The organism is Amycolatopsis sp. NPDC003865, assembly GCF_053605345.1.
The window spans coordinates 22,637-38,477 of the sequence record NZ_JBSGJA010000045.1 but is presented as its reverse complement, the minus strand read 5'-3'; the positions used below and the strand labels follow the sequence as shown (position 1 = coordinate 38,477).

At 74.4% G+C, this 15,841-nt stretch carries 10 protein-coding genes and 2 pseudogenes; 7 read left to right on the top strand and 5 right to left on the bottom strand.

Annotated elements, in window-relative coordinates:
* The 4 genes and pseudogenes from ACWEVP_RS49735 to ACWEVP_RS49720 all read right to left on the bottom strand — a co-directional run.
* Window positions 1-233 (bottom strand): annotated as a pseudogene (locus ACWEVP_RS49735) (glycosyltransferase); the annotation flags it as partial.
* A gap of 2 nt (window positions 234-235) precedes the next feature.
* On the bottom strand, window positions 236-1,738 hold the full coding sequence (locus tag ACWEVP_RS49730) for a hypothetical protein (protein ID WP_452069617.1): 1,503 nt from the start codon (window positions 1,736-1,738) through the stop codon (window positions 236-238).
* Window positions 1,735-3,255, bottom strand: coding sequence for a hypothetical protein (locus ACWEVP_RS49725; RefSeq protein WP_452069616.1), 1,521 nt, complete (start codon window positions 3,253-3,255; stop codon window positions 1,735-1,737). The genes ACWEVP_RS49730 and ACWEVP_RS49725 overlap by 4 nt, the downstream gene beginning before the upstream one ends.
* Window positions 3,256-3,449: 194 nt before the next feature.
* The gene (locus ACWEVP_RS49720) at window positions 3,450-4,979 is read right to left on the bottom strand and encodes a choice-of-anchor A family protein (protein ID WP_452069615.1); all 1,530 of its coding nucleotides are present in this window, start codon (window positions 4,977-4,979) and stop codon (window positions 3,450-3,452) included.
* 202 nt (window positions 4,980-5,181) lie between these two features.
* Here ACWEVP_RS49720 and ACWEVP_RS49715 point away from each other — a divergent pair, with 202 nt between their 5' ends.
* From ACWEVP_RS49715 to ACWEVP_RS49700, 4 genes and pseudogenes are all read left to right on the top strand, one after another.
* Complete coding sequence (locus tag ACWEVP_RS49715; protein ID WP_452069614.1) at window positions 5,182-5,580, top strand: Hsp20/alpha crystallin family protein; 399 nt, start codon at window positions 5,182-5,184, stop codon at window positions 5,578-5,580.
* A gap of 166 nt (window positions 5,581-5,746) precedes the next feature.
* Window positions 5,747-6,913, top strand: coding sequence for a sensor histidine kinase (locus tag ACWEVP_RS49710; RefSeq protein WP_452069613.1), 1,167 nt, complete (start codon window positions 5,747-5,749; stop codon window positions 6,911-6,913).
* 55 nt (window positions 6,914-6,968) lie between these two features.
* A pseudogene (locus tag ACWEVP_RS49705) lies at window positions 6,969-7,616 on the top strand (response regulator); the annotation flags it as partial.
* A 12-nt stretch (window positions 7,617-7,628) separates the two neighbouring features.
* Window positions 7,629-8,450, top strand: a complete 822-nt coding sequence (locus ACWEVP_RS49700) for an AfsR/SARP family transcriptional regulator (protein WP_452069618.1) — start codon at window positions 7,629-7,631, stop codon at window positions 8,448-8,450.
* Between the two features lie 4 nt (window positions 8,451-8,454).
* Here the strand turns inward: ACWEVP_RS49700 and ACWEVP_RS49695 are convergent, their stop codons facing one another.
* Window positions 8,455-8,835, bottom strand: coding sequence for an STAS domain-containing protein (locus tag ACWEVP_RS49695; protein WP_452069612.1), 381 nt, complete (start codon window positions 8,833-8,835; stop codon window positions 8,455-8,457).
* A 388-nt stretch (window positions 8,836-9,223) separates the two neighbouring features.
* Here ACWEVP_RS49695 and ACWEVP_RS49690 point away from each other — a divergent pair, with 388 nt between their 5' ends.
* The 3 genes from ACWEVP_RS49690 to ACWEVP_RS49680 all read left to right on the top strand — a co-directional run bounded on the left by ACWEVP_RS49690 (window position 9,224) and on the right by ACWEVP_RS49680 (window position 15,757).
* Complete coding sequence (locus ACWEVP_RS49690) at window positions 9,224-10,105, top strand: MerR family transcriptional regulator (RefSeq protein WP_452069611.1); 882 nt, start codon at window positions 9,224-9,226, stop codon at window positions 10,103-10,105.
* A gap of 318 nt (window positions 10,106-10,423) precedes the next feature.
* Entirely contained in the window at window positions 10,424-14,029 is a 3,606-nt protein-coding gene (locus ACWEVP_RS49685) for a discoidin domain-containing protein (RefSeq protein WP_452069610.1), read from the top strand.
* A gap of 87 nt (window positions 14,030-14,116) precedes the next feature.
* A complete protein-coding gene (locus ACWEVP_RS49680) occupies window positions 14,117-15,757 on the top strand; it encodes a PucR family transcriptional regulator (RefSeq protein ID WP_452069609.1) in 1,641 nt (546 codons plus the stop codon).
* The last annotated feature ends 84 nt before the right edge of the window (window positions 15,758-15,841 follow it).

Sequence of the window (15,841 nt, the reverse complement as noted above, 5' to 3'; positions counted from 1 at the left end):
GTACCGGTCACGACCGCCTCGACCGCCACCTCCGTCACCGTCGTCCACCGCTGCCAGTAACTGGCCGGGAACCGCCCGAAGTACGTGTTGCCGGAGACGTGCGTGCCGGGGCCGAGCCGGACGGAGTCCCGGTCGCGGACCGCCGAGCCGCGGAGGACCTCGGCGTAGAGATCTTTGCTGACGATCGGCGCCGGGCCCGCGTACAGGCCGCGCTGGGTGATGAGGTCGGTCATGATCAGGCTCCGCTTCCATTGCCCCGGACGAGGTACAGCTGCTGGGTGCCGGCCCACGGCGAAGTCAGCGTCCAGTGGGCCAGCGCGCCGGCCGGCGGGTCACCGCGGACCAGGGCGAAGTCGGTGACGATCGGCCGGTCGCCGAAGTCGAAGAACCGGAAGTTCGCGTCGACGAGCGCCCGGCCGAGGGCGCCCAGGTGCGCCTTCCGCTCGGCGATGGCGGGGCCGACCGCGCCCCGGTCGTCGAACAGGTCGACGATCGCGCAGCCGCAGCTGTAGCTCAGCACGCCGATCTCGCCGCCGCTGCGGACGGTCCCGCCGCCGACCAGCCGGCCCAGCTCGGGGCCGATCCGCTCGTAGTCCGCGGTCGCGGCGTGGTTGGACATCAGCGGCGCGAACCGCCGCGGCAGCCCGCCCGCGGCGTACGCGCCGACGCTGACGACGAGCACCCCCGCGACGGCGGTCGCGGCCGCCACCCGGGCGGGCACGCGGACCGTCGCCGCGGCCACGGCCGCCAGGAAGATCGTCGCGGCGACCAGGCTCGGCCCGTAGTACCAGTGGTACGGCGGCACGTGCAGCCGCGAGTAGGCCAGGTAGTGCGCGATCCCGGCCGGCACCAGCGGGACGAACGGCCGCACCCGGGTCCACAGTGGACCATGCCGGACCGCGTCCGCCAGGCAGACCGCGAACGCGAGCAGGGCGAGCGCGGCCGGGAGGAAGGCCGCGACCGTCGCCCACGGGAAGACCCCGGCGTAGAGCCCCGGGCCGTTGCCGAAGTCCCACTGCCCCCACGACTTCTGCAGCGTCTTGATGATCACGGTGTCCGGCACCGCCGACCCGAGCACCACCCAGCTGAACGCGAACCAGGGGAGCGCGACCGCCGCCGCGGCGAGCACCGACTGCCACGCCTTCACCCAGAACCGCGCCCGCAACGCGAACACCACGAGGGCGATGACGACCAGGTCCAGCCGGACGAGGGCGAGCAGCCCGGTCAGCACGCCGAAGGCGACCGGCCGCCGTTCCGCGGCGCACACCAGCAGCCAGGCGACGCCGGCCGCGCCCAGCTCGACCTCCAGCCCGATCGACGACAGCAGCAGCGGGTTCACCGTCAGCAGGGCGACGGCGCCCGGTGCGAACCACGCCGGCAGCCCCGCCCGGTCACCGGCCCGGCGCAGCGCCGGCGCGAGGGCGACCTGGCACAGGACGAACAACGCCCCGGCGGCCAGGACCGCGTTCCGCAGGACGACCGTCAGCGCGGCCAGGAGCAGGACGTTCAGGGGCGAGGTCGCGGTGTTGGACGTCTCCGCCGGGATCAGCCCCCAGTGCGCGTGGAAAGCCAGGTTGCGCGCGTAGGAGAGCGTGATGAAGGTGTCGTCGACCAGGTGCGGGCGCACGAGGGCGAAGACGCCCGCGGACAGCAGCGTCACCACGCCGGGCAGCACCAGGCCGCGGGAGCGCGGGCCCGCCGTCGGGGCGCCCGGCTCCCGCTTCAGCGTCGCGGTCACGGTTCGCGGGTGAGGGTGAAGTGGCCGACGCCCTTCGCCGCGGAGTACACCTGCCAGCTGTCCGGACCGGTCGCCGGACCGGCGCCGTAGAGCAGCCGGTAGTCCGGCTTGCGCGGGGTGATCGAGCGGTCCAGCCAGTGGTAGTTCACCCGCAGCGCCAGGCTCATCAGCGGGTTGGCCGTGGCGATCCGCTGCTCGACCAGCTCCTTCGCGTGCCCGCGGTCGGAGAACTCGTCGATGATGGCGCACTCGCAGTAGTAGGCGAGGGTGCCGATCTCGCCGGGACTGGCGACGCTGGCGCCGTCGAGCCGCTCGCCGAGCGCCTTGCCGACCCGCGCGTAGTCCTGGGCGCTGGCCCAGTTCCCGAAGATGACCGGCGACTTCCACGGCAGGTCCCGCGCGGTGTCGACGGCGGCCGCGCTCAGCACCAGCACCCCGGTTACCCCGAGGGCGAGCACCGGGGGACCGGTGCGCAACACCGGCCGCTCGCGGGCTTGGCCGAGCCAGACCCCGAACGCGACGACGGCGAACGTGCCCGCCGTCGTCGTCGGAGCGACGTAGTACCAGTGGAACGGGCCGACGCCGATGAACGAGTACGCGACGAAGTAGAGGACGCCGCCGGCGCCCAGCGCCGCGACCGGGCCGAGCGCGGGGAACTCCGGCCACCGCACGGCGAACCGCGCCGCGGCCCAGACGGCCAGCGCGACCACGCCGAGCAGGGCGGGGACGAACGTCACCAGCACGGTGACCGGGTAGCCGAGGTAGTACATGACCGGGCCGGTGGTGTAGGTCCACGGCGCGAACAGCCCCACCTGGGTCTGCTTGATCGCCAGCGTGTCGGGCACGAACGAGCCGAAGAAGAGCCAGCTCACGACGAACCACGGCGCGGCCGTCAGCACGGCGGTCCCGGCGGCGGGCAGCAGCCGGCGCCGGATCGCGGGCGCGCTGAGCGCGATCACCACCACGAACACGACGAGGTCGAGCCGGGTGAGCACGGTGAGCCCGGCGGTGACGCCGAACAGGACCGGCCGTCCTTCGAGGGCGAAGACCGTGAGCACGAGCAGGACGGCGGGGATGAGGAGGACTTCGAGGCCGATCGCGGACAGCACGAACGGGTTGAGCAGCACGAGCGCGACGCCGAGCACCCCGGCCGCGGGCGGGAGCGCGAGCTTGCGCCCGATGCGCTGCCACGCCCAGCCGAGCACGCCGCCGCACAGGACGGTCAGCACACCCAGCGCGACGACCGGGTGCGGGCCGCCCGCGATGCGCGTCAGCAGGGTCAGCGTGCCGAGGAGCAGGACGTTCAGCGGTGACGTCGCTGAGTTCGCGGGCGAGCCGGGGATGATGCCCCATTCGCCGTGCACGGCCAGGTTCTTCGCGTAGGCGAGCGTGATGTAGCCGTCGTCGGTGAGGGCGCCGCGCACCACGAGGAAGACCGCGGCGCCCAGCAGCGCCCCGAAGACGGGCAGCCACCGGCCGCCCGGTCTCGCTCGTCCCTCGCTCGTTTCCGGAAGCACTCGTTCACCTTGTGGTGGCGCCACGTCCGCCACCTGCCCGATCGACATAGCCCGGGGACCGTAGTGGCGGTTCATTACCGCGGTGCTACGAGACGGTTAGGTCCGTCGGTGCCGTGCAACATCACCCGATCGTGGCATGGTCGGCGTGCGCCCGCAGTGTGGCCGGGCTCCACAGTGGACGGGTTGCCGGGCGGTCAGGTCCGTCGCCGGCGGGTGACCAGCACCAGCGCGGTGCCGCCGGCGAGCAGGAGGACACCGAGGCCGAGCACCGGGCCGGCGTCGGTGCCGGTGGCCGGCAGGCCGGGACCGCCCGGGGTGGTGGACGGGCCGGGGGCCGGTGTGGTCGGGCTCACCGAACCGGTCGGGCTCGTCGAGGTCCGGGTCGAGGTCGTGGTCGAGGTTTCGGTCGCAGTCGAGGTGGACGTGGCCGGCGTCGACGTGGGTGGGGTCGTCCTGGTGGACGGCCCGGTGGTCGTGGGCTCGGTCGTCGTCGTGGGTTCGGTTGTGGTCGTGGGCTCGGTCGTCGTCGTGGGCTCGGTTGTGGTGGTGCTCGGCGCCGTGGTGGTGGGGCTGGTGGTCGTGGGCGCTGTCGTGGTCGGGCTCGTGGTGGTCGTGGGGCCGGCCGTCGTGGTGGTCGTCGTCGGCGTGGTGGTCGTGGTCTTGGTCGTGGTCGGCTCCGGCTTGCCGTGGCACGACGGCAGGTCGCCGACGAACGGGTACGCGTGGAACTCCTGCCCGCTGCCCTGGCCGGTGCTCGAGCCGTGGACGAGGTCGCCCGCCGCGAAGAAGCGGCCGTTCGTGCCCGGGAGCGTCACGGTCGTCGTCCCGGCCGGGTTGCCCGCGAGCACGCTGCCCTGGAACATGCCGCTGCCGGTGAGGGTGGCCGTGGCCGCGTCCGGGAAGTTCCACAGCAGGCGGGGCCGCAGCCGGTTGAGCGGGTCGGTGTCGTCGAGGGTCCCGCTGTAGGTGTTGATCGTCCGGGCGCGGCCGGTGAGGTTGACCAGCACCGTCGCGCCTTCGGGGATGCCGGCGAACGCGATGCCCTGCGTGCCGCCGCCCGGCCCGGCGATGTCCTGGTCGATCGTGAAGACCTGCAGCTTCGCCTTCCCGTCGCCGGTGAAGAGGGTCTGGTACCCCTGGTTCTTCGCGGTCCCGGTCTTCGCGGCCCGCGCGTAGCACTCGCTCGCGGCCTCGAGCCGGCCCCGCAGGCCGGCGTACGGCTCCAGCGCCGCGGGGTCGTGGACGAGCTTGCCGATCACGGTGCCGGTGACCGTCCCGGCGTGGCGGACGACGCCGCCCGCCGAGTCGCCCACGGCGTCGAGGCGCTGCCCGGCGGCGACGGTGACGTCCTTGCCGACGGTCAGGTAGTCGGCCCCGTCCGGTGGCGGCACCCGCGACCCGACGCCGGCGACGCCGACGTTGTAGATCGACGACCCGGACGTCTTCCGCAGCGTGAAACCGCCGCCGACGACCACGCGGCCCTCCGCTTCGGCCGCGCTGCCGGTGACGCGCATGTCGCCGCCGACGAAGACGGTGATCCCGTTGTCCCGGCCGGCGAACGGGCCGTTGCCGACCGGCGGGTGGACGGCGGGGCACGACCCGGGCACGCACGGGCCGAGGCCGTCGGGCAGCGGGTCGGCGTGCGCGGACCGCCCGAGTGGCACCGAAAGCGCCACCAGCCCGCAGGCCGCCAGCGCCGCGAGGGCGGCATGGGTCACGCGCACGGGACCTCCCCTGTCCATTGTGGACTCTCCGTGGCGGACGATAGCGGCGGGCCGGCGCGGTCGCCCGGCGATCCACCCGATCGGGGAGAACGCTGTGTTGAGCGTCACGGGAACAAGTAAGTTGAGTCGACCGTTGTCAAGTTTGCGAGGCGTGGCCACCACCGCCCCGACCACGGACCACTGGTGGGAAGGAGATCCCGAGATGTTGACGCGTACCACCCCGTTCCCCGACCTCGACCGGCTGTTCTTCGGGGCCGCGAACCGCCCGTCGGCCGTCCCGATGGACGCCTACCGCGCGGGCACCGACTTCGTCGTCCAGTTCGACCTGCCGGGCGTGAGCGCCGACTCGATCGCGCTCGACGTCGAGCGCAACGTCCTGACGGTCCGAGCCGAGCGCCCGGCGCCCGAGGACATCGAATACCGGGTCAGCGAGCGCCCGCACGGCACGTTCTCCCGCCGCGTGGTCCTCGGCGACGCGCTGGACACCGACCGCATCGAGGCCGCCTACGACGCCGGCGTGCTGACGGTCCGGATCCCGGTCGCCGAGCGCGCGAAGTCCCGCCGCATCACGGTGGGCACCGGAGCGCAGATCGAAGCCTGACGCTCCTTCGTCCCCGAAGGCCTCCTCACCGGCTGTTGCGCCGGGGAGGAGGCCTTCACGGATGGGGGCCACAGTGGACGGACCTGCGCCGATGAAATCCCCGTGAACCACAACCTCCTCCCGGGGCAGGATGCGCGCGCCGCGCGCGCTTCCTAGGCTGTCCGTCGTGGGGGCGAGGGTGGTGAGCGGGACCCGGGCCCGCCTGGAGGCGAGCCTCGGCCGCGCCGGGATCGGGCTGCCGTGGTGGGTCCCCGTGGGTGTCACCGCCTTCGGGGTGGTGCTGGCGGTGGCGGCGGTGGCGCAGCGAGGGGCGCTGGTGCCGCCGGCACCGATCGCCCTCGCCGGGCTGCTCGCCATCGTGACCGCGCTGGTCTGGGGCGTCACCGGCGTCATCGTCCCGCCCTGGCTCAAGGCGCTCACCGTGCTCGCGGCCGTCGCGATCCTGCTGGCGCGGCCGGCCGTCCCGGACTTCGCGCCGGTCGTGCTCGTCGTGCTCGCCGCCGAGACCGCCGCCATCGCGCGGCCGGCCGTCGCGTACGGCGTCGCCGCCGCGAGCGTCGCGACCCTGGCCGTGGCCGCCGCGCGAGTCGGGCTCGTCGGGTTCCCCGTCTACGTCGCCGCGGTCCTGCTGGGCACCGCGGGCGGGTTCATGATGCGCTGGTACGTGCGGGCCCTCGACGCCGAACGCGCCGTCCGCGACGCCGTCCGCGACCAGGCCGTCCTGGCCGAACGGCAGCGGATCGCCCGCGAGGTGCACGACGTCGTCGCCCACTCGCTGAGCATCACGCTGCTGCACCTGACCGGCACCCGCCACGCCCTGCAGCAGGACCGCGACGTCGAAGAAGCACTCGAAGGCCTCGCCGAAGCCGAACGCGTCGGCCGCACGGCGATGGCCGACATCCGCCGGACCGTCGGGCTGCTGGCCGAGGCGCCGGCCGGCACCCGCCCGCTGCCCGGCGCCCGCGACATCCCCGCGCTGGTCGAGCGCACCCGCGCGGCCGGGCTGCCGGTCCACTACGAGCAGGAGGGCGACCTGGCGGCGGTGCCGGACCTGACCGGCCTCGGGCTCTACCGCATCGCCCAGGAGTCCCTGGCCAACATCGCCAAGCACGGCGACGGCGCACCGGCCCGGCTGCGCCTGGACGTCGGCGCGGCGGAAACCCGCCTGATCGTGCGCAACCGGCTGCCCGCCGCGGGACCGCCCGCCACCGGCGGTTCGGGCTTGAAGGGAATGGCCGCGCGGGCCGGCCAGCTCGGTGCCGAGCTGACGGCCGGGCCGGAGGGGCCGGATTGGGTGGTCGTGGTCGGGGTGCCCGCAGGAGGGGGCTCGTGATGATGCGGGAGATCGGTGACCGGCCGCGCGCGAACCGGGCCGGGGGCGGCGCGCCGTGACGGCGGGGGAGGTCCGCGTCCTGCTCGTCGACGACCAGGAGCTCGTGCGGTCCGGGCTGCGGCGGATCCTGCGCCCGCGCGACGGGTTCGTCATCGCCGGCGAGTGCGGCGACGGGGCCGAAGTCGCCGCCGCGCTGGCCGCCCACGACGTCGACGTCGTGGTGATGGACCTGCGGATGAAGCACGTCGACGGCATCGAGGCGACGCGGCGGATCGGTGGCCGCCCGCCGGTGCTCGCGCTGACCACCTTCGACGACGACGAGCTGCTGGCCGGCGCGCTGCGCGCGGGCGCGGTCGGCTACATCCTCAAGGACTCGCCCGCCGAGGACCTCATCCGGGCCGTCCGGGCGGTCGCCGCGGGCGACGCCTGGCTCGACGCGGCCGTGACCGCGCGCGTCCTCACCACCTACCGGCGCGCTCCCGCCGACGAGCCCGCCGGCCCGCCGCCGGGCCTGCTGACGCCGCGCGAGCTGGACGTGCTGCGGGCGGCCGGGCGCGGGCTGTCCAACGCCGAGATCGCCACCGCGCTCGTCGTCTCCGAGCTGACGGTGAAGAGCCACCTGGGCCGGATTTTCGCGAAGCTGGGCCTGCGCGACCGCGCCGCGGCCGTCGTGTACGCCTTCGACCACGGCGTCGTCAGCCCGCGGGGGTCCACGGTGGACACCGGTCCGGTGCGGGCCGCCGGGCCGGCGCCGGATCCTTCGCCGGGGCTGCGGTTCTCGGTGCTGGGACCGCTGCGCGCCTGGCGCGGCGGCACCCCGCTCGACCTCGGCCCGGTCCGCCAGCAGGCCCTGCTGGCGGCGCTGGTGCTGCGCCCCGGCGTGACGGTCAGCCAGGCCGAGCTGCTCGACGGCGTCTGGGGGCTCGAGCCGCCGGGCACCGGGGGCCGCGTCCTGCCGGTGTACGTCCACCGGCTGCGCAAGTGCCTGCGCGCGCCCGGCGAGCGCACACCGGACTCGGTGATCGGCCGCACGCGCGGTGGCTACCGGTTCGCCGTCGACGGCGTCCGGATCGACACCGCGCGGCTGGCCGAGCTGGCCGCCGACGCCGCGGCCGCCGAAGAGGCGGACGAGCCGGCCGCCGCGGTCGAATCCTGGTCCGCCGCGCTGGCGCTGTTCCACGGCGAGCCCCTCGCCGGGCTGCCGGGCCCGTTCGCCGAAGGCCAGCGGCTGCACCTCACCGAGCGCCGCGCGACGGTGCTGACCCGCAAGGCGCGGCTGCAGCTGCGGCTGGGCCGGTACGCCGAAACCGCCGACGAGCTCTCCGCCGTGCTGGCCTCGGAACCGCTGCGCGAGCCGGTGGCGGCGTTGCTGATGCGGGCGCTGCAGGCCACCGGCCGCCGCGCCGAGGCGATCGCGGCGTACGGCCGGATCCGTGACCGGCTCGCCGCGGACCTGGGCGTCGAACCGGGGGAGGAGCTGCGGCGCGCGCACCGGGCGGTGCTCGACGACGTGCTCCACCCGGACTTCCCCGGGTGAGGGGTCAGGAGACGCGGGTGGCCGGCGTTTCGGCGATCGCCGCGCGGGCTTCGGCGAGCGCGGTGTGCACCGGCAGCACGCGGTCGAGGCCGAGGATGGCGAGCGGCCGGGCGACGGCGATCTCGGCCGCCGCGATGGCGTACGGGACCTCCTTCGCCAGCGCTTCGCGGTAGCACTCGACGAGGACGCTGAAGACCGTCGAGTCGCAGAACGTCGTCTCGGTCAGGTCCGCCACGACCCCGCGGACGCCGTCGGCGAACGGGCTCAGCAGTACCTCCCGCAGCCGGGACGTCGTGGCCAGGTCGAGGTCGCCGGCGCAGTGGACGGTGACGACGCCGGCGTCGACGGTCGTCGCGAAGCGGGGCGAGGTGCGGTTTTCGGTCATCGGGTCCCTCCTGCGCTGCCAAGTACCCCGCGGTACCCGAGATCACTCGCTCGCGTGGGCCGGATCGCTGCGGCATCCGAGGGATAACGATGCACGAGCGCTGCGCGGGGCGGTAGCGTGGGAGGGCAAAACCGCTCCGCGACGTGCCGGCCGTGGCGGGTTGCCACACCCCGCGGCCGTCCGGATCCGGCTGACGCGGGCCGGGTCCCGGCGCCGGGCGGCGCCGAAAGGGGACGCGGCAGGTCGACGCCCCGCCGCCGCGTCCCCTGCGCGCGTTTCCGACCGTTACGTCCGCTTCGCCCGCCACGCGGGGTTGCGCCGGCCGTGTCGCCGCCTGCCCCGTGATCGGCCCGTCGCTAAGCTGCGGCGATCGAGGCGAAGGGGAACGGTGGATTCGAAGAGCGTCGACGAGCCGTCCGAAGCGGGTGCCTGGGCGCCGGGCAAGGTCGCCGAGCTGCTCGGCGTCTCGCCGGTGACCCTGCGCAGCTGGAGTGCGCGGTACGGGATCGGCCCGTCGGCGGGCGGCGCCGGCCGCCACCGCCGCTACTCCGACGCCGACGTCCGCCGGCTGCAGCACATGCAGCGGCTCGTCGGGCGCGGGATGCCGGTGCGCGAGGCGGCCGCGGCGGCCTTCGGCGGCGGTCCGGCGGAGCCGCCCGAAGTGCCGGCCGCCCGCCGGGTGCGTGAGCTCGAGGAAGCGGCCGACGAGCTGCGCTCGGCCTCGGTCGCGGGTCTGCTCGACGAAACGCTCGGCACACTCGGCCCGGCCGCGGCGTGGACCGACGTCCTGGCCCCGGTCCTGCGCGGCCTGGGTGACCGCTGGCAGCGCGGGGACGTGTGCTTCGCGTCGGAATGGGCGCTGACGACGGAGATCTCGCTGGCGTTCGAGCGGTTCAGCCACCGCTTCCCGGAGGCGGTACCGGGCCGGCCGGTGCTGCTGGCCTGCTGCCCGGCCGAGCGGCACTCGCTGCCGATGGAGGCCTTGCGCGCGACGCTGGCGGAGGCGGGGGTCCCGGTGGTGTACCTGGGGCAGCTGGTCCCGGCGGAGACGGTCGCCGACCTGGCCGCGCGGCTGGACCCGGTGCTGGTGCTGCTGTGGTCACTGGTCCCCCCGACAGCCGACGACCTCCTGGCGGCCCGGGTCCGCGACCTGGGCCGGGTGGTGGGCACCGCGGGCCCGGGCTGGGACCACCTCGGCGACCGCGGCTTCGCCCGGGTGAACGACCTGGCGTCGGCGGTGGAGCTGGCGGTGGAGACCGCAGGGGTCTAGTCCCGCGGGTCGTGCGGGTGGACGACCTGGCTTCGGCGGTGGAGACCGCAGAGGTCCAGCCCCGCCGGCCACCCGGGTGGACGACCTGGCTTCCGCGGCGGAAACCGCAGAGGTCCAGCCGGCGGCCGGTCGCCCGGGACCGGATGCGGATTCGTTGCGCCCGCTCCGAGCACCGCTCACCGGGACGTCCCGCGCCCGCCGGCCGACATCGATGTCATTTTTCCTAATTCTTGTCCTCCTTGTCTTCTTGACGCTCGCGGCGAGCGCGGCGGAAGCTTCCTGGCAACGTTGTCACCCCTGCCCGAACGGAGTTCTCCCATGGCGGAGGAGTACGGCATCACCGCCGATGTCGAGCCCGCGGAAGCGACCGCCGTTTCGCGTCGGCACGTCCTGGCCGCCGGAACCGGCCTGCTGGCGGGCTTCGGCCTCGCGGCCGTCCTGCCCGGGGTCGCGTCCGCCGCTCCCGTCGTCGCCGACGCGCCGGCGGCGAAGACCGACCTGGCCCTGTTCCGGCCGGTCCAGGTGTCCTCGACCGCCTACGCCGCCACCCCGGCCGGCTTCGCCGTCGACGGCCTCGCCCAGGTCGGCGTCAAGGGCTCCGGCTGGCGCGCCGCCGACGGCGACGGCCAGTGGATCGTCGTCGACCTGCAGGGCCAGTGCCGGATCGACTCGGTCGTCCTCACCTTCGAAGCCCAGCCCGGCGACCCCGCCTTCGACGCCGCCGGCTCCCGCAGCCACACCAGCGGCTTCGAGATCCTCTCCAGCTACGCCGTGTCCTTCGACCTCGACGTCTCCGGCGACGGCAAGGCCTGGCGCACCGTCCACCACACCGACGCCGGCACCGGCGGCGTCGTCACGATCCCGCTGCCGGCCGTCACCGCCCGCTGGGTCCGCTTCAGCGCGGCGAGCCGCTCGACGACCAACCCGCTGGGCCTCAACGGCTTCCAGGTCTTCGGCACCAGCAAGGACAACCGCCCGGCGGTCCGCGGCTGGACGAGTTTCCCGGTCCGTCCGCACGACGACCCGCCCGCGCTCGCCGTCGCGGCCGACGGCACCGTCCCGCTCGAGTCCGGCTGGGTCCTCACCATGGACGACTGGGCGCCCACCGCCGACGGCAAGGCGCTTTCGGGCACCACCGTCGACACCCGCGGCTGGCTCCCCGCGACCGTCCCCGGCACCGTCCTGGCGTCGCTCGTCGAACAGGGTCAGCTGCCCGACCCCGTCTCCGGCATGAACCAGCTCCACGTGCCGGAAGCACTGTCCCGCCACGCCTGGTGGTACCGCCGCCGCTTCGCCCTGCCGCGCGGTCTCGACACCTCTCCGGGCCGGCACGTCTGGCTCGAGTTCGACGGCGTCAACCACGAAGCGCGGATCTGGCTCAACGGCGCCGAAATCGGCACCCAGAGCCACCCGTTCGGCCGCGGCGCGTACGACGTCACGGCGGCGCTGCGCCGCACCGGCGAGCAGGCCCTCGCGGTGCGGATCTCGCCGATGCCGCGGCCCGGCAGCCCGGGGGACAAGGGCGCCGACGGCAGCTCCTGGCGCGACGCGGGCAGCACCATGTTCGACAACTCGCCGACCTACCTCGCGGTGTCCGGCTGGGACTGGATGCCCGCGGTGCGCGACCGCGCGTCCGGCATCTGGGACCACGTCCGCCTGCGCTCCACCGGCGCCGCCGTCCTCGGGGACGTCCGCGTCGACACGAAGGTGCCCGACGCCGACACGGCCGAGGTCACGCTCACCGTCCCGGTGCGCAACGCCGCCGCGACCGCCCAGCGGGTCAAGGTGAGCGCCGCGTTCGGCCCGGTGAACGTGTCGGCGACGGTCACCGTCCCGGCCGGGCAGACCACCGACGTCGCGTTCCCGAAGCAGGTGGTGGAGAACCCGAAGCTGTGGTGGCCCAACGGCTACGGCGACCCGAACCTCTACGACCTCACGCTGACCGCGGCGATCGGCGCGAGCACCAGCGACCGCCGGACGGTCAGGATCGGCCTGCGCGAGATCGGCTACCAGTACGAGCAGCCGATCGTGATCTCCGACGGCCGCGCCACCCAGACCGTCGACCTCGCGCCGCAGACCGCGCGGTTCGTCCGGATGCAGGGGCTCAAGCGCGCCACCGGCTGGGGCTTCTCCCTCTGGACGATGGCCGTGCTGGACGGCTCGGGCACCGACGTGGCGCAGGGCAAGCCGTCGTCCTCGCTGTCGGTCGCCGACGGCAACCCGCCCGAGCGCGCCTTCGACGGCGACCCGAACACCCGCTGGACGTCGGCCTACGAGGACAACCAGTGGCTGCAGGTCGACCTCGGCGCCGCGACGACGGTCGAGAAGGTCGTGCTAACCTGGGAGACCGCCTACGCGGCGACCTTCAAGATCCAGGTGTCGGCCGACGGCGACACCTGGACCGACGCGGCGTCGGTCGACAACAGCCCGAAGCCGCTGACCTTCCTCGTCAACGGCGTCAAGGTGTTCGCCCGCGGCGGCAGCTGGGGCTGGGACGAGCTGCTGCGCCGGATGCCGGCCGAGCGCACCGACGCCGTCGTCGCCATGCACCGCGACATGAACTTCACGCTGCTGCGCAACTGGGTCGGCTCGTCCTACCGGCAGGAGCTGTTCGACGCCTGCGACAAGTACGGCATCCTGCTGTGGAACGAGTTCTGGGACGGCTGGTCGACCGACCCGGCCAACCACGACGTCTTCCTCGCCCAGGCGAAGGACACGGTGCTGCGCTACCGCCACCACGCGTGCGCGACGGTCTGGTTCGGCTGCAACGAAGGCACGCCGCCGGCGGTGATCGACAACGCGCTGCGGGACATCGTCCACACCAGCACCGACCTGCTCTACCAGGGCAACTCCGCGGGTGGCGTGATCACCGGCGACGGGCCCTACTTCTGGCAGGACCCGAAGCGCTACTTCACCGGCGAGGCGACCGGCGGGAAGTACGGGTTCTGGAGCGAGATCGGGCTGCCGACCGTGTCGGTCGTGGAAAGCATGCGCAACCTCGTCGGGCCGGACGACCCCGGCTGGCCGATCGGCGCGCCGTGGTTCCTGCACGACTGGTCCACCGGCGGCAACCAGTCGCCGCAGAGCTACCTCGCCGCGATCGACGCGCGGCTCGCGCCCTCGACCGGCCTCGCCGAGTTCTGCCGCAAGGCGCAGTTCGTCAACTACGAGAACATGCGCGCGATCTTCGAGGCGTGGAACACCAGGCTGTGGGCCGACGCGACCGGTGTGCTGCTCTGGATGTCGCACCCGGCCTGGCACAGCACGGTCTGGCAGACCTACGACTACGACCTCGACGTCAACGGCAGCTACTACGGCGCACGCAAGGGCTGCGAGTCCCGGCACGTCCAGGCCGACCTGACGACCTGGCAGGTCCGCGTCGTCAACCACACCCCGGCCGCGCTGAGCGGGACGACGGTCACCGCCCGGCTGTTCTCCTTGGACGGTGCTCCGCTCGGTGCTCCGGTGCAGCAGAAGCTGGACGTCGCCGCGAACGTCGGCGCGCCGGCGTTCACCGTGCCGTTCGACGCCGCGCACCCCGACCTGCACCTGCTCCGGCTGACCCTGACCGACGCCGGCGGGGTGGTGCTGTCGGAGAACACGTACTGGCGCTACCGCAGCGACGCGGCCATGCGCGCGCTCAACCAGCTCCCGGGCGCGCGCCTGACGTCGTCGTTGAAGGCCGACGGCGACGCCTACACCGCGACGGTCCGCAACGACGGCAAGACGGTCGCGGCGATGATCCGGCTGTCGCTGCGGGAGCGCAACGGCACCGACCGCGTCCTGCCGACCCGCTACGGCGACAACTACTTCTGGCTGCTGCCGGGGGAGAGCCGCACGGTCCGCGTCGAGCCGCGGCGGCGCGTGCCGGGCGCCCGGCTGCAGGTGGAGGCGTACAACGTGGCCGCGAAGCTGACGTCGTGACCGGGTTGGTGCGGGCGCACGAATCGCCGAGGTGAATTCGTCCCTCCCGACGAACTAGGCTGGCGGTGTCCCGCTTAGCTTCGGGAGGTGCTCGTTTCGGTGAACCTGCGCCCGCACGCCAGCCTCGGCCGCGTCCTCGACGACCTGGGCGGCACGCTCCTGGACCTCGTCCTCGGCGACGCCGACCGGCCCGGCGGCATCGGCGGCGTCGCCATCCACGACCCGCTCGACGAACCCGCCCTCCCGCAGCACGCCCTGGTGCTGGGCGTCGGGCTGGCCGAGCCGGACGAAGTGGTGCGCCAGCTGCGGATCCTCGCCCGCCACGACGCCGCCGGGCTGGTGCTGCGCGCGCCGGTCACGGTGACGGCAGCCGTCACCGCCGCCGTCGGGGAGTCCGGCGTCGCGCTGCTGAGCCTGGCCCGCGGCGCGTCGTGGGCCCAGCTCGCGGCGATGCTGCGGTCGCTGCTGGCCGAAGGCGACGTCGGCGACGCCGAACCCGAGACCCTCGCCGGGCTGCCCTCGGGCGACCTCTTCGCCGTGGCCAACGCGATCGGCGCGCTCATCGACGCGCCGGTCACCATCGAGGACCGCCGGTCGCGCGTGCTCGCGTTCTCCGGCCGCCAGGACGAAGCCGACCCCTCGCGCGTCGAGACCATCCTGGGGCGGCAGGTGCCCGAGCGGTTCTCGCGGATGCTGGCCGACCGCGGGGTGTTCCGCGAGCTCTACCGCAGCGACCGGCCGGTGTACGTCGACCGCCCGCCGGAGAGCCCCGACGGGTTCATGATCCCCCGCGTCGCCGTCGCGGTGCGGGCCGGCGACGAGATCCTCGGGTCGATCTGGGCCGCGGTGCGCGAACCGCTGACGCCCGACCGCACCCAGGCGCTGTGCGACGCGGCCCGTCTGGTGGCGCTGCACCTGCTGCGCGTGCGGGCCGGCGCCGACGTCGAACGCCGGCTGCGCGCGGACCTGCTGAGCACGGCACTGGAGGGCGGGGCGGCCGCGCGGGAAGCGCTGAGCCGGCTCGGGCTGGCGGACCAGCCGGTCGTCGTGCTGGCGCTGGGCGTGCTGGAGAACGGTGCCGAGGACGCGGAACTGGCCACCGAGCGGCAGCGGCTGGCCGACGGTCTCGCGATGCACCTGAGCGCGGTCCACCCGCGCTGCGCGGCGGCGCTCGTCGGCGACACCGCGTACGGCCTGGTGCCGGTGACCCGCGACGCCGACGGCGAACGCCGCGCGCTGCGGATCGCGAAGGACTTCCTGGACCGGGTGGGCGACCGCGTCCGGGCCGTCATCGGGATCGGGCCGGTGGCGCGTAGCGCGGCCGAGCTGCCGGAAGCCCGCGACAGCGCGGACCGCGCGCTGCGGGTGCTGCGCTCGGGCAGCGGCGCGGGCCGCCGCGTGGCGTCGCTGGCCGACGTGCACGTGGAGGCCCTGCTGCTGGAGCTGCAGGACCTGGTCGCGGCCCGCGGCGACCGCCCGACCGGCCCGGTCGCGCGCCTGCTCGACTACGACGAGCAGCACCACGCCCACCTCGTCGAAACGTTGCGGGCCTGGCTCGACGCCTTCGGGGACGTCATCGCCGCGTCGGCCGCCGTCCACGTCCACCCCAACACGTTCCGGTACCGCCTGCGCCGGCTGGCCGAGGTCGGCGGGTTCGACATGGCGGACCCGGAGGCCCGGTTCGCGGCGATGCTCCAGCTCCGCGTGGTGGCCCCGCCGTCGGCGTGAGGGAGCTGTGCCGGCCGGCTGCGCCGCAAGCGCGGTCCGCGTCGGGTCCCGTCCTCGACCTGACCTGTCCGAATTGTCGGTGAT